The sequence below is a fragment of the Streptococcus mitis genome (assembly GCF_003944325.1).
Classification (GTDB): domain Bacteria; phylum Bacillota; class Bacilli; order Lactobacillales; family Streptococcaceae; genus Streptococcus; species Streptococcus mitis_CW.
Genome location: NZ_RJPX01000025.1, coordinates 1 through 13,836, shown reverse-complemented (window position 1 = coordinate 13,836; position 13,836 = coordinate 1). Strand labels below are relative to the sequence as shown.

Sequence of the window (13,836 nt, the reverse complement as noted above, 5' to 3'; positions counted from 1 at the left end):
TAAGGCGATTAGGAAATTCGCCATAGCGATTTCCGTAACGATAGGAGACTATTTCAGAGTCCCTATTATTAATCGAATTGTGACATGAGGAGGTAAAAACGATATCTTTTTACCGACGAATTAACAAGGCGATTAGGAAATTCGCCATAGCGATTTCCGTAACGATAGGAGACTATTTCAGAGTCCCTATTATTAATCGAATTGTGACATGAGGAGGTAAAAACGATATCTTTTTACCGACGAATTAACAAGGCGATTAGGAAATTCGCCATAGCGATTTCCGTAACGATAGGAGACTGTTTTATAGTCCCTATCGTTAATCGAATTGAGCTTGCACGAATGCAAGAGCACCTTTTCCATCACGAGTTAATTTGATGTATTGAGCGCCTTCTGTCTTGGCAAGTTTAATACCAAGTTTATCTGTTTCTGCTTTCATATCTTCAAAGTTAGAAGCTACTTGAGGAGCAAGAATAACCAAATCAAACTCTGGCAACATTTCACGGTGAGCACCATAGCCACCTGCTGCTGCTTTCACAGGGACATTGTATTCTGCTGCTGCCTTGTTCAAAGCATTCGCAAGGAGACCACTTGTCCCTCCACCTGCACAGAGAACGAGGACATTTGTTTCTTCAGTGACTGTATTTTGTGCTGCTTCTACACCAGCTTTTTCAAGAATAGCATCTGCTTTTGCAGTGTTGAAGTTCGCAGCAACTTTTTCTTTCAATTCATCATTAGATTTACCTGAACGTTCTTCTTCAAGAATTTGTTCATCATAGACCTTAAGGAATGGATAGTAAATGACTACGTCAACCACGATTAGAAGAGCAGCAAGAATGAATGATAGAACTTGGAAGTTCGTACCAAGAACTAGACCTAGTGGAGCTGGAGTTGTCCATGGTAGATTAGCAGTAAATGAGTTCATTCCAAGAGTTTCAATAAAGAATTTAAAGATCCAAACGTTTGCGATTGGAGCAAAGATAAATGGAATGAAGAAGATTGGGTTCAATACAAGTGGTGCACCAAACAAGATTGGTTCATTTACACCAAAGAATGTTGGAACTACTGAAGCACGTCCGATTGCACGGTTACGTTTTGATTTGGTCAACCACATGAACATAAATGGAACAACCAGTGTCGCACCTGTACCACCCATGGTAACGATAAACATTTGTGTACCAGAAGTAAGAATCTTGTCAGCGTGCATACCTTGTTGGAGAAGGTTCAAGTTGACTTCGGCATTTGCATAGGTAATAGCTGCGATTGCTGGTTCAACGATAGATGGACCGTGAATCCCAACAAACCAGAAGAAGGCAAAGGCACCAAAGATAATGGTAATACCAAGGTATCCGTCTGCTGCAGAGAATAATGGAGCAAAGAATTTACCGATTGATTCAGCTACGCTTGCACCAACAAAATGACGAGCTAGTAAATCAAGAGCATAAAGTGAAACAACTGAGAGAGTGAATGGAATCACATCTTTAAAGACTTGTGAGATATTTGGTGGAACTTCGTCAGGCATACGAATAGTGACGTTGTTCTTAACACAAACCTTATAGATGGCTACGGTAACAAAGGCAGCAAGGAAGGCTGAAAGCAAACCTTTTGTCCCCAAGAATCCAGTAGCTAGGCCATTTTCGATAGGATCAGCTGCCAACATCAACAAACCAACAATTGCTGCCAACAGTGTTGACATATAGTTGATTTGATTGGTTTTCTCCATGTTACGGTTTACTGAGTCGGTCAATGACTTAGCTGTTGTACCAGCTACCAAGAGAGCTAGAATCCCCATTGAATAGCTGTAAGGTTTCATCAGAAAGGCTACAACTTCATCAGACCATTTAAAGCCCCATGAGTTTGGTACAAAAGCAATCAAGATAAAAATACTTGAGAAGAGAATAACAGGCATACCTGCAATGAAACCATCACGAATAGCACGAAGATAGATATTACGAGATAGCTTCTCAAAGAAAGGCTTTCCTTTCTCAATAAATGCAATTAGTTTATTCATTATTTAACTCCTCTCTTGTAGAGTTCAATTAAATGGTGCATCAAATCTTTTAACAAGATAGTTGTCATCAAGTGGTCTTGGCCATGCATCATGGTTACACTATAAGCCAAATCCTCGCCAGCTGCTTCCTTGGTCAATAGACTTGTTTGCGCGTGGTGAGCCTCTGCAATACAAGAACCAGCTTCCTCAACTAAGCTATCCGCTTTTGCAAAATCACCAGCTTCAGCAGCCTTCAAGGCTTCCAATAGTTTTGAACGAGCATCGCCAGCATAGGCTACGATTTCAAAACCTAACAATGTTACTTCTTCTCTATTCATGATAGAATTCTCCTTATATAGTTTAAATAAATTTTTATGACAATAAACGTTGGATATGTAGAACTAGATAAACTCGTTCACTTTTATACAAATCAAGACCCGTATGTTGCGTAATCACATCATAGATCTTGGAACCAATCTCGAACGCTTTTGGATAGGATTGTTTAATATGATCTTCCATATCAAGAAGAGATTGGTTATCATCTCTAGATCTATCCAAATAATCCAAGAAATAATTCAGATGAATCATAAAGCGATCATAGAAATGATTATTCTCTTTGGTTCGTTGAATTGCATAACCCTTTAGCACTTCCTCAACATTCCTGAGAATTTCTTTCCTCTTATCAATCGATTCAACCATTTGGACTTCATTCTCACCCTCAGCATTGATGAAATGATAAGCAATCCGAATAATTTCGTCCTCAGGAAAATGATCTGCTAGCTTCTGGCGGTAAATTTCGAAAGCTTCGTTTGCGATTTGAAAAGCGACAGGATACTTGACAGAAATATCTGGCAAATTACTATCCTTGTACCTTCCTTGTGCTAGAGCTTGATAAGAACAGTAAATATGGTCTGTCAAGGTTACGTAGAGATATTCTTGAATCGGATAATGATATTTCTTTGAAAGCTTATCAATGATCTCATAAGTCACTGTGATAAAATCTAGCGGAACATCTTTGAGAAGAGCCATAAAGTTTTCTCTGGACTCTTCGGTCTTCATCCGAAAGATTTTCTCAACCTGATGTTCAGCAATCAAATCTCCCTTCCTCTTTCCAAATGCAATCCCCTTACCAATTACAATCACTTCTTCTCCTTTATCATTCCTGACAAGCGAAACATTGTGATTTATTGGATTTAGAATTCGATACATGTCAACCTCCTTTTAAATCTTAAAGGTATATGAGTACAAAAAATGACCACAAATGAACTAGAAAATCATCCGATTTCTAATTCACCTGTGATCATGCCTAATATTACTTAGTAACACTCACCTTGTATTAACTTGTGACTATATTCTATCATAATGCTGATAATTTGTAAACCCTTACGAAGAACTTTTTTATTTTTTTCCGCATGTTTTTATCGTCTCTTGTCTAGAAGAATAAACTGAAGGAAATAATAGCTAATAATTAAATCGCTGGGTTCTAACCTGGCTTCCTCCACGGAGCTTGTTATAAATTCAAGCTCAGAAAATTTCGATTGTGCCACCTGATTCATTTCTGGAATCTCTTCTATCCCGATAAAACGAACTTCTTTTTTAAACTTGTGACGCTGGTATAATTTACCAATCAGGTTACCCGTTGCGGAGCCTAGCTCATAACATAAGGAATGGTCACGAATAAAAAAATCGCTTAGATGACAAACAAGGTCATGTCCTTCATCATATAAAGGAATGGATTGTCTAACATGCTCATCAAAATGTTGAGCTACACCATTACCAAAACTCCATTGTGTTCCATTTTGAATAACAATATCATTTCCAACTTCCATAGACTACTCCTCTTCTCCCTTGACTTTCCAGTTTACTAATACCAATGCTAATACAACCATCGAACCCCCAAGAACCAAATTCAATGTAAACGGCTCATGTAAGCCCATAATAGAAAAGATAGTTGAAAATACTGGAACTAAAAACAAGAAACTGCTGGCTACTGTTGCTCCCCTTTGTCCTAGACTATAAAACCACAGTCCAAACGAACCAACAGACGCAGGAATAATTAACCATATAAACCAAACCCAGCCCCAAAATCCTAAATTTAGAAAGTTATAACTTTCATGCACAGGTATTGAGAATAAGTAAAGGAATACCCCACCTAATAACAATTGCCAAGCTGTAAATATCCATGGACCATTATCAAAAGGAATTTTCTTGGTGACAACTGTATTGACCGACCAACAAAATGAACCAAGTAAAGCAAACAAAGCACCTAAACTAAACGCAGATACATCTAGTCCAATACAAGTAACAACTCCAGCCACACCTAATACTAAGGCACTTATCTTCTGAATAGTCAATGTATCCTTTAACAAAAAATGCGCTAAGAAAGCTAACCAAAGAGGATTCGTAAATAAGATAATAGAAGACATCGATGATGACACATCATGAGCTAGGGCAAGATTAAGAAATCCCATGGTTCCAGCTGTCTGTAAGAGCCCGATAGTCACAACCAATATAAACCCCTTTATCTTGCTACCTTGACTTTTAGGGATGATAGTCCCTCCCTTGCCAAATAAAAATGATAATACCAACATCACTAACCCAGCAATAATAAATCGAACACCCCCAAGTAATAATGGAGGAGTCTTTTCAACTACTATAAGATATTTCCCAGTTGGAAAAGACGACCCCATAAAAAGTGTGGTCAGTAATATAGAAATCAAAAAAATAAAATTTGAACCTCGTTTCATTTTTCACCCTTCTTTCAAAAGATATTGATGATATTTTTTGTCTTTTATTCTACTCTTTTAAAAATGAATGTCAAGAGATTTATCAAAAAGTTCCAAGATTATTTTTTTAAACTCCTATGTATTGAGAAAAAAACAAAAAAAGGCTATACTGGTAATTGTGGATAATGATTATCTTTTTATATGGAGGTACAAACATGCGATTGTCATCAGGTTGGGAACAGTCAGTCTATGTCTTACTCATGTTAGATCAGCTCCCTGAAGGAAAGTATATCAATACAATTTCCTTGAGTGAACGGCTAGAAGTTTCAGATTCTTATTTGAAAAAAATTATAAAACTATTAGACAACGAAGGATTGGTTAAATCCGTTAGAGGGAAAAATGGAGGCGTTGCTCTTTCTAAACCACTCAGTCAAATCACCTTTTACGATGTATTTGTAGCTATAGAAGGAAAAAATCGAATCTTTGAAAGTCAAAATCTTCTAAAAAAATTCTTAGGCAACAAGGAAAGTAAAAAGGCTAAAAGATGCGTCGTAACCAACTCTCTTGATATTATTGAAAACACTTTAGTTGCAACCCTGACTTCTATTACACTCAGCCAGGTAGCCCATCAATCTGAGATTAACTATGATTTAACCGATATCAGAAATTGGATCAATAAATGCCAAAACTAGCTGGAGAAAAAATTCTTCAGCTAGTTTTTATAAATCCTTGACAAATAATTTTACAAGGACTATACTATATTTGAAGATATAATATATCTTCTATATCGTCAACAATGATATTTCATTGCATGCTTTTGGATAGCTAAAGAAAGAAGGTTCTTATGAAAGTTATTTTAGCTACTGACCAAGATGGTTTCCAACTGAAAGAAACCGTCAAACACTATCTGCTTCATTCTGGTTATGAAGTAATTGACCTCAACTCTACACAAGGTTCTGCGGATTTCGTTGATTCTACTGTCAATGCTATTACAGAGTTTAGAAAATATAAGCAAGCTCGTGCTATTCTTTTTGACAAGTTTGGACATTCTTTTATGCCTGCTAATAAGTTTAAAGGTATTATCTGCGCCGCTGTTTCCGATGAACACTCTGCCATGATGACTATTCGACACAATTCTACTCCAATCATTACAATTGGTTCTGGAATTACAGGTGATATTTTAGCAGTTGAAATAGTCAAAGCCTTTCTTGAGCACAACTATGATGCTGGCCGTCACCAAGTTCGCATTGATATGCTGAACAAGCTCTGCTAGGAGGTATTCCCATGAAAATTGCTCTCGGTTGTGATCACATTGTAACAGATGTGAAGATGAAGATTTCAAAACACCTAAAAGAACAAGGTCATGAAATCATTGATGTTGGTACTTATGATTTCGTCCGTACTCACTATCCGATTTATGGTCGCTTAATTGCAGAGGAGGTCGTCAATGGACGGGCTGACTTTGGAGTCGCCCTTTGCGGTACAGGTGTTGGAATTGCTGTATCTGCTGATAAAGTTCCTGAAACTCGAGTTGTACTTGTCGGAGATGTTGCGACTGCTCGTTCCGCTCGTGAAAATCTCAATGCTAATATTGTTGCTTTCGGTGGTGCTATCCTAGGTATCAATTTCATTAACAACATTGTAGATGAATTTATCAATACCAAGTACAAACCAAGTCCTGAAAAAGAGGAATTGATTGCGAAAATTGATAAACTATCTGAAGTGAGCCCAGATGTAGCTACCAATGATCATATCTTCGATGAAGAGAATGCCAAGTGGAATCGTGGAGAATATCACGATTAACTTGCATTCCCTCTGATATATTTTATCTAACCTTGAGGATAACTAACTCAAGGTTGTTTTTATTTCATCAAAAAAAGTCTAGAGATATTTCTATCCCTAGACTGAAGTTTTTTTCGCAATCTGAGTGCTACACGCGTTCTTTCCATGAAGTTGCTGTTGTTTGAAGAACTTTGTTGAGTTCGTCAATGTTTTCAAATCCAGTTGTGCGAAGCCATTCGCGAGCTGCTTCTTCACCATCTTTGATGTATGCTTCAACTGATCCAGCCCATGTAGCACGACCACAAAGAACTCCGTTAAAGTTTGCACCTGATTCGTGAGCAAATACAAGAGTATCTTGGAAGAGTTTAGCTGATACACCAGCACTCAAGTAGATATATGGCAAGTTAGTTGCTTCATCTTGTGCTTTGAAGAAGGCTGCTGCTTCTTCACGTGTATAAACTACTTCACCTTCAGCGAAACCTTCAACATATTTAATGTTAACAGGAACTTCTACTTTCAAGACATCAATGTTAAAGCGTGGGTCTGAGAAGACTTTCATAGCACCGATAACTTTGTGTGGTTTTACTTTCGCATATTCTACAGAACCAGCGTCAGCAATTTTTTCATCGTAAGCAAGGATTTCAAGGAAGAATGGGATATCTTCAGCCACACACTCAGAACCGATACGCTCGATATAAGCTTGTTTTTCTTGGTTGAGTTCGTCTGAACTATCTACATCGTAGTAAAGCAAGAATTTAACTGCATCTGCACCTTCTTCTTTAATACGTTTTGCAGACCAAACATCCAAGCAGTCTGGCAAGCGTTTTGTGCTTGTTGTGTCATAACCTGTTTTTTCATAAGCAAGGAGAAGACCAGCTTTTTCATCAAGAGCTTTAGTTGCTGGAAGTCCATATTCAGGATCAAGAAGCATAGATGAAGCGTATTTAGTCAATTCATCTGCTACCAAGACTTTAAGTTCTTCCATTTGAGCCACAGTTGGTTCTTCTGTTTGATGTTGAGCCATGAGGCGTTTCAAAGCACCACGTTGGTCAAATGCAAGAGCTGAGATGATACCATTTTCGTCAGAAAGTTTTTCTAAGCGTGCACGTTTTTGTTCTGTTAAAGCCATTTTATACCTCTTTTACTATTAATTGATCATATAGAGCTTGATAGTTGGCCATGTTGACATGACCAGTCATTTTTTCTTGAGCATTGAGCATACCAAGGACATTTGCCTTGATGAGTAATTCTGCATCTGATTCTTTGTGAAGAAGTCCTGAAGAAATTCCTGCTACAGTAGAATCTCCAGATCCAACAGGATTTACCACCTGAATTCTAGGAATATCTACCTTGTAGAAAGTGTCACCATGTTTGGCAAAAGCACCGTTGGCACCAAGTGAAACGATAATCCATTCAATACCTGCAAACAAAGGTTCTTGAAGAACTTCTTTTAATTCACCCAAATCCTCAGAAACTTCTCTTCCAAGAAGCTGAGATAATTCCTCATTATTTGGTTTGATGACTGTTGGTTTATGTGGTGATTCAAGAACCGCCTGAAGTGCTGCACCAGAGCAGTCCAAAACAACAGGCTTGCCAGCTTGATTAGCAAGTTCTACCAAGCTCGCATAGTAATCAACTGGAAGGCCAGCTGGCAGACTACCTGAGATAGCTACTACTTCAACTGAGCCCAAGAGTTTTTTGAAATGTTCCAAAAAGTCTTGTCCTTCCTGTTCCAATACTTCAGGACCTTTTTCAAGAACTTCTGTTTGGTTATCTCCGTGAAGAATAGCGATACAGTTACGAGTTTCTCCCTGAATAGAGAAGAAATCTTTCTTAACTTGATCATCGATATTTTCAACTAAAAACTCACCAAGTTTGCCACCCACTAAACCAGTAGCAAGAACAGAATCTCCAAATTCTGAAAGTACTCGGGTAACATTGAGTCCCTTACCACCAGCCGTTTTGGTTACATCCACCACACGATTGACAGTATCAATCTTTAACTCATCCAAGGGATAGGAAATATCAATAGATGGGTTCATTGTGACTGTTAAAATCATAGGTCACCTCTTAGTCGTGGTATTCTCCACGATCCCATTTTTCTAGGAATTCTGTAAAGAAGTTTGCGTCAGCTTGATGTGCATTGTGACTTTCCACATGTTCAATTTTCGCAATCAATTTCTTGTTTTCTTCAGATGGTTTGTATTCAGCATGGATGAAAGCTTCGATGATATCGCACATGAGCAATTCACCAGTAATCTTACCACCAAAACCGATAACGTTAGCGTTCAATTGTTCTTTAGCATAAAGCGCTGTTGTCATATCACGAACCAAGGCAGAACGGACACCTGGGACTTTATTTACAGCGTTGTTGATACCAACACCAGTACCACAGATACATACCCCAAGATCAGCTTGACCGCTAGTTACAGCTTCACCAACTTTTTTACCAAAGATTGGGTAGTGAGTACGTGTGTGGTCATAGGTACCAAAGTCAATGACTTCATATCCTTTTGATTTCAAAAATTCTGAAACCGCCATTTTTTCATCTGTTACGATGTGGTCACATCCAATTGCAATTCTCATTTTTAATTTACCTTTCTTACTGTAATCTAATTAGCACATTTTGTTCAACATATCGACCCGAATTTGGTGACGTCCACCATCGTATTTACCGTTAACAAATCCTTTAGCAATGTTTTTAGCCAATTCATCACCGACAAGTTGTGCACCCATAGTGATCATACGTGAGTTGTTGTGTCCACGAGTCATATAAGCTGAACGTTCGTCAGATACTTCTGCAGCAACCATTCCTTTGATCTTAGTTGCGACCATAAATGGACCAGCTCCATAGGCATCAATCACAATACCAAGGTTTTGTTCTTCTTTGTTTACTTCTGCAGCAACAGCAAGAGTCACATCAACAAAGTCTTGACCTTCAGCTGTAACATCCACAACGTGGAAGTTTTCTTTTTCCAAGAAGTCTTTCACAACTTCTTTCAATCTCAAACCTGCAGCATCTGCACCGATAACAATAGACATATTGTATACTCCTTTTTATTTTTCTAGGCTAGTAAAACCTTTTATAGTTAGCAGTTTACCTACAAAAGCTTTCTAGCAGTTTATTGACAAATTGATTGAATGAGATGAATGACACCTTATTCAAGTTTAGGAAACCAGTTCCCTAGAAATAATCTTTCTCCACGAAAGAGAATATAACAAACGATTGTTTGTTTGTTACAAACATCATTTGTTGCTTACAAACATAATATACTCCTATTTCCTGAAAAAGTCAACAGTTAATGTTTGTTTTTGTGTTTTTTAACTAAAAAATTTCGATATCAAAACCGATTTGATCCACTTGACCAGGTTCTAGCAGACGAACNTTCTTCTTATCTTCGATATGATCTCCTTCTTCAAGGGATGTTGACAAGCCAGACCATGGTTCAAAAGCAATGAAAGGACCCTTATTCAAAGTTGACCAGATAATGAGATTTGGAAACTCTGCAAAGTGCACTTTCAATCCCTTATCATGTTTACGAGAACGAAGCGCAATTGTTCTAGATTGCAATTCATCTAAGGTAACTGCATCTGTGCTGAAAAGATCATAACTAAGATCTATTTCTTTTTGTCCCTCTAACCATGGACTTCTATCTTGAAAATCCAGCATACCCGTTTCTGGGAAAGGACGTGGAACAGAGCAAGTCTCTTCTTTCTCAAACTCTAAATAGTAATCTTCATAGACTTCATCATCCAGTAGAGGACAATTAAATCCTGGATGTCCACCAATAAAGTAAGGCAGGGCCTTGCTAGTTTCTTTATTGAAAATCTTATATTGAGTTCGTACTGTCTTGCCAGTAAGGATATAAGTAATCTCTAGGCGAAAATGATAAGGATAGTTTTGATAGCTATTCTCATCGTCCTCAATTGCAAAAGTTACACTCTTGTCTGTCTGTTCAACTAATTCAAATTCTTTCTTACGAACCAAACCATGACGTGGAATCTTTCCTTTGCTTTCTTGCCCCTTCTCATCTATATAGAGGACTGTATCCTCTCTCAAAGAACCACAAATAGGGAAGAGAACAGGAGCTTGTCCACTCCAATAAGTGGCATCCCCTTGCCACAAATACTCAAGTCCCTCAGCATCTTTTATAGAAGAAAGGGCCCCACCAAAACTGTTAAATTGAACTCTTAATTGTTCTGATTTTAATTCAATTACCATTATTTTCTCCGATTTCTTGATAGTTTATAAAAAACTAGGTTGTCACTCATAGAAGGTATGACAACCTAGTTTCAACAATTTACACTCTGCGAAAATCCAATTCAAACTTCGTCAGCGTCGCCTTGCCGTAGATATGATCACTGACTTCGTCAGTCTTATCTACAACCTCAAAACTGTGTTTTGAGCAACCTGCGACTCGCTTTCTAGTTTGCTCTTTGATTTTCATTGAGCTTACATTTTATAGGAGCGCATTATTTTGCTTTTGCTGCGTACTCTTCGTTACGTTTGATCATTTGTTTTCTGTACCAAGCAAAGATACCGATATAGAATACAAGGAAGACTACTGCACCAAGGATTGCTTTGATATCACCAGTTGTAGTGTTACCAATTGTCCAACCAAGAAGTTTTTCGATTGGTCCTTCAAGAGTTGAGTGAGTAATCAATTGAGTTTGGCTCACACCTGCTGGGAAGGCACCTACACCTTTAGCAAGTTCTGTTGCAAATGGTGCAATAAGTGTACCTGAAAGAAGGAAGAGTGGCAACAATAGAGTTCCGAAGATAATCATACGGAGCAATTTACCACGAGTTACAACCAAGAGAGCTGGAGTAACACCCATAGCGATGATACCTGCAAGTGGCAAGATACCATTTCCAACTTTTGAAAGAAGCACAGCTTCAATCAACATGATTGGTGCAAGTACGTTGGCACAAGCCCAGATTTCAGCACGACCAGCGATGAATGGCCAGTCAAGACCGATGTTAAATTTACGTCCTTGAAGACGTTTAGTAGCAACGTTTGTAATACCTTGTGAAAGTGGTTCTACTGCAGCGATGAACCATGAACCGATAAGTGAGAAGAGTTCCAAAGATACACCAGCTGTCAAACCAAGAGACAACCATCCTTTGATAACAAGACGCCATTTATCTGCATCTGCAACACCTTCAATTGGATGTGGAGTTCCCATAATACCGATAACGATACCAAGGATAAAACCGATGAAGAATTTAGAACCCCAGAAACCGATTTTCTTGTTCAATTTAGCAGCGTCAAAGTCATATTTATCAAGACCTGGGAAGAATTTTTCAAAAATCTTATCCAAAACCATGATAACTGGGTTCATCATATAGTTCATGTGAGTTGATGTCATTGGTGATGAACTTGGTGCGTTAAGAAGGTCATCAAATGTAGGTTTCATCAAGTCAGAGTTGATAATTTTCAACACACCAACAAGGATGATAGCTGCTGTAGCAATCAAGAGTGAAACCCCTTGGCTCACACCGTTGTTATCTGCATACCATTTAATCAAAAGACCTGTGATAGACAAGTGCCAGATATCGAAGATATCAACATCAAGTGTATCAGTTTTCTTCATAGCAAGCATCACTACGTTGACAATCAACATGATGAGCAAGAAGTAAAGTGTCCAAGCAGATCCCCAAGTGATTGTTGCAAGTGGTGCCCAACCAACGTCAGTGATACTCAATTGGATACCTGTGTTTTCAACGAATTTTGCAAGTGATGCTGAGAAAGCACCATTTAGCATACCGATGATGGCACCGATACCTGTAAGAGCGATGGCAAGTTTGATACCACCTTCAAGCGCTTTGGAGAATTTCACTCCAAAAAGTAAAGCCAATACTGTCAAAATGATTAACATGATGACAGGTCCACCCATATCTAAGATAGGTGTGAAAAATTCTTTGATTAGGCCAAAGATTGCATCCATAACAGTTCCTCCCTTTGTTATTTATGAATGTTAACAAATTAAAATTAGCTTAATCCGTGTTCTTTAATAGCTGCTTCAATATTGTCAAATACTGGAGCACTCATAGCTGGGATACGGAATAAGATTGGTCCAGCTTCAATAACTGGGATACCTGGGTCAAAACCAAGGTCTGTTGCAGCAATTGGTGTGAAGATGTCATAACCTTTGATAAGGTCTTCGTTAACGTCTTTGACCATTACCGCATCACAGTGAACATCAAAACCACGATTTGAAAGTTCTTCTTCAAGAGCACTTTTAATTTGGTGGCTTGAGTTAACACCTGCACCGCAGGCAGCTAGAATTTTAATCATATGGATTTCCTCCGATTTAATATTTTTAATAGACAAGATTAAGCGGTTGCTTCAGAGATATAAGTATAGAGAGCTTCTGGTTTAGAAATTTTAGCCAAATCTTCCAAATGGCCATTTCCTGTAAAGAAGTCCATCAACTGAGCAAGAATGTTAGTTTGACTTGAACTTGAGTTATTAATGATAAAGAAGAGCAAGGATACTTCTACTTCCTTATCTGGCGCAATCATATTGTGGAAAGTCACTGGTTTTTCTAATCGAACGACCACAACTTTTTCGGCAAGATTATGAATCGTATCTGTATGAGGAATAGCCACATTCGGCAAATCCTTACCCAAAAATTCCATATCTAAGCCAGTTGGAAATGACTTTTCACGCGTGATCAAGGCTTCACGATAAGTTGGAGTTACGATTTCTCGTTCTTCCAATAAAGTTGCAACCTGATCAAAGAGATGTTCTTGATTATCCGCTTCTAAGCAAAACACAAGGTTTTTGTCAAAGAAATGATCTAATCCCATAAGGTTTTCCCTTCTTTCCATTAACTTTATGCTATAAGTATAACACTATATGAAATCGTTGTCAATGATTTTCTGTTCTTTTTTGTCTCTTTTTTTATATTTTTGTTGTTTTTATAGTTCGACTTATTAAAACAAACACAAAAACAAACACAGCAAACATTTTTTGTTTTAATACTCAATGAAAATCAAAGAGCAAACTAGGAAACTAGCTGCAGGCTGTACTTGAGTACGGCAAGGCGACGTTGACGTGGTTTGAATTTGATTTTCGAAGAGTATTAAAAATCGAGTAGGGGATAATCTCTAGCCCCTCTCACACCACCGTACGTGCCGTTCGGCATACGGCGGTTCAACTAACTTTTAACGCATGTCGTTCAAGGTAATAATCCAAACACGAAACCAGTCCACGTTTCTCAAGGACTGGTTTTGATATAGCACGTTTAAGTACCGACTTCTGAGCTACTAATTGATAGTGGTCACCCCAGCCAGATACCTTATCTGCTATCCATTTAGGAACTCCTAACTTAAGC

16 protein-coding genes and 1 pseudogene are annotated in these 13,836 nt (G+C 38.1%); 3 read left to right on the top strand and 14 right to left on the bottom strand.

What is annotated here, in order from left to right; translation table 11 throughout:
- Nucleotides 1-316: 316 nt before the first annotated feature.
- The 5 genes from D8787_RS07770 to D8787_RS07750 form a co-directional block, all read right to left on the bottom strand.
- Complete coding sequence (locus D8787_RS07770) at nucleotides 317-2,008, bottom strand: lactose-specific PTS transporter subunit EIIC (RefSeq protein WP_125422505.1); 1,692 nt, start codon at nucleotides 2,006-2,008, stop codon at nucleotides 317-319.
- The gene (locus tag D8787_RS07765) at nucleotides 2,008-2,325 is read right to left on the bottom strand and encodes a PTS lactose/cellobiose transporter subunit IIA (RefSeq protein WP_001078323.1); all 318 of its coding nucleotides are present in this window, start codon (nucleotides 2,323-2,325) and stop codon (nucleotides 2,008-2,010) included. The genes D8787_RS07770 and D8787_RS07765 overlap by 1 nt, the downstream gene beginning before the upstream one ends.
- 34 nt (nucleotides 2,326-2,359) lie before the next feature.
- Nucleotides 2,360-3,196 (bottom strand): PRD domain-containing protein, encoded by an 837-nt coding sequence (locus D8787_RS07760; RefSeq protein ID WP_125422502.1) that lies wholly within the window; start codon nucleotides 3,194-3,196, stop codon nucleotides 2,360-2,362.
- A gap of 209 nt (nucleotides 3,197-3,405) precedes the next feature.
- Nucleotides 3,406-3,816, bottom strand: a complete 411-nt coding sequence (locus D8787_RS07755) for a hypothetical protein (protein ID WP_125422499.1) — start codon at nucleotides 3,814-3,816, stop codon at nucleotides 3,406-3,408.
- Nucleotides 3,817-3,819: 3 nt separating this feature from the next.
- A complete protein-coding gene (locus D8787_RS07750) occupies nucleotides 3,820-4,734 on the bottom strand; it encodes a DMT family transporter (RefSeq protein WP_125422496.1) in 915 nt (304 codons plus the stop codon).
- Nucleotides 4,735-4,928: 194 nt separating this feature from the next.
- Between D8787_RS07750 and D8787_RS07745 the strand changes: the two genes are divergently transcribed.
- The 3 genes from D8787_RS07745 (at nucleotide 4,929) to lacB (D8787_RS07735) (ending at nucleotide 6,516) form a co-directional block, all read left to right on the top strand.
- Entirely contained in the window at nucleotides 4,929-5,405 is a 477-nt protein-coding gene (locus D8787_RS07745; protein ID WP_033683554.1) for an RrF2 family transcriptional regulator, read from the top strand.
- 152 nt (nucleotides 5,406-5,557) lie between these two features.
- Nucleotides 5,558-5,986, top strand: coding sequence for a galactose-6-phosphate isomerase subunit LacA (gene lacA, locus D8787_RS07740; protein ID WP_000864629.1), 429 nt, complete (start codon nucleotides 5,558-5,560; stop codon nucleotides 5,984-5,986).
- Between the two features lie 11 nt (nucleotides 5,987-5,997).
- Nucleotides 5,998-6,516 (top strand): galactose-6-phosphate isomerase subunit LacB, encoded by a 519-nt coding sequence (gene lacB / locus D8787_RS07735; RefSeq protein WP_125422493.1) that lies wholly within the window; start codon nucleotides 5,998-6,000, stop codon nucleotides 6,514-6,516.
- Between the two features lie 127 nt (nucleotides 6,517-6,643).
- On the opposite strand, the gene lacD is transcribed toward lacB (D8787_RS07735), so the two are convergent.
- The 9 genes and pseudogenes from lacD to D8787_RS07685 form a co-directional block, all read right to left on the bottom strand.
- Nucleotides 6,644-7,624, bottom strand: a complete 981-nt coding sequence (gene lacD, locus D8787_RS07730; protein WP_001229115.1) for a tagatose-bisphosphate aldolase — start codon at nucleotides 7,622-7,624, stop codon at nucleotides 6,644-6,646.
- Nucleotide 7,625: 1 nt separating this feature from the next.
- Nucleotides 7,626-8,555, bottom strand: coding sequence for a tagatose-6-phosphate kinase (locus tag D8787_RS07725; RefSeq protein ID WP_125422490.1), 930 nt, complete (start codon nucleotides 8,553-8,555; stop codon nucleotides 7,626-7,628).
- A gap of 10 nt (nucleotides 8,556-8,565) precedes the next feature.
- Nucleotides 8,566-9,081 (bottom strand): galactose-6-phosphate isomerase subunit LacB, encoded by a 516-nt coding sequence (gene lacB, locus D8787_RS07720; RefSeq protein WP_033681832.1) that lies wholly within the window; start codon nucleotides 9,079-9,081, stop codon nucleotides 8,566-8,568.
- 30 nt (nucleotides 9,082-9,111) lie between these two features.
- A complete protein-coding gene (gene lacA / locus D8787_RS07715) occupies nucleotides 9,112-9,537 on the bottom strand; it encodes a galactose-6-phosphate isomerase subunit LacA (protein ID WP_000029277.1) in 426 nt (141 codons plus the stop codon).
- Between the two features lie 283 nt (nucleotides 9,538-9,820).
- Nucleotides 9,821-10,717, bottom strand: a complete 897-nt coding sequence (locus D8787_RS07710; protein ID WP_125422487.1) for an aldose 1-epimerase family protein — start codon at nucleotides 10,715-10,717, stop codon at nucleotides 9,821-9,823.
- A gap of 251 nt (nucleotides 10,718-10,968) precedes the next feature.
- Entirely contained in the window at nucleotides 10,969-12,444 is a 1,476-nt protein-coding gene (locus D8787_RS07705) for a PTS galactitol transporter subunit IIC (RefSeq protein ID WP_125422484.1), read from the bottom strand.
- A gap of 44 nt (nucleotides 12,445-12,488) precedes the next feature.
- Nucleotides 12,489-12,794 carry a PTS sugar transporter subunit IIB gene (locus tag D8787_RS07700; RefSeq protein ID WP_000590547.1) on the bottom strand — a complete coding sequence of 102 codons (306 nt, stop codon included), beginning with the start codon at nucleotides 12,792-12,794 and terminating at the stop codon, nucleotides 12,489-12,491.
- Between the two features lie 38 nt (nucleotides 12,795-12,832).
- A complete protein-coding gene (locus D8787_RS07695) occupies nucleotides 12,833-13,309 on the bottom strand; it encodes a PTS sugar transporter subunit IIA (RefSeq protein ID WP_185776778.1) in 477 nt (158 codons plus the stop codon).
- Between the two features lie 346 nt (nucleotides 13,310-13,655).
- A pseudogene (locus tag D8787_RS07685) lies at nucleotides 13,656-13,836 on the bottom strand (group II intron reverse transcriptase/maturase); the annotation flags it as partial.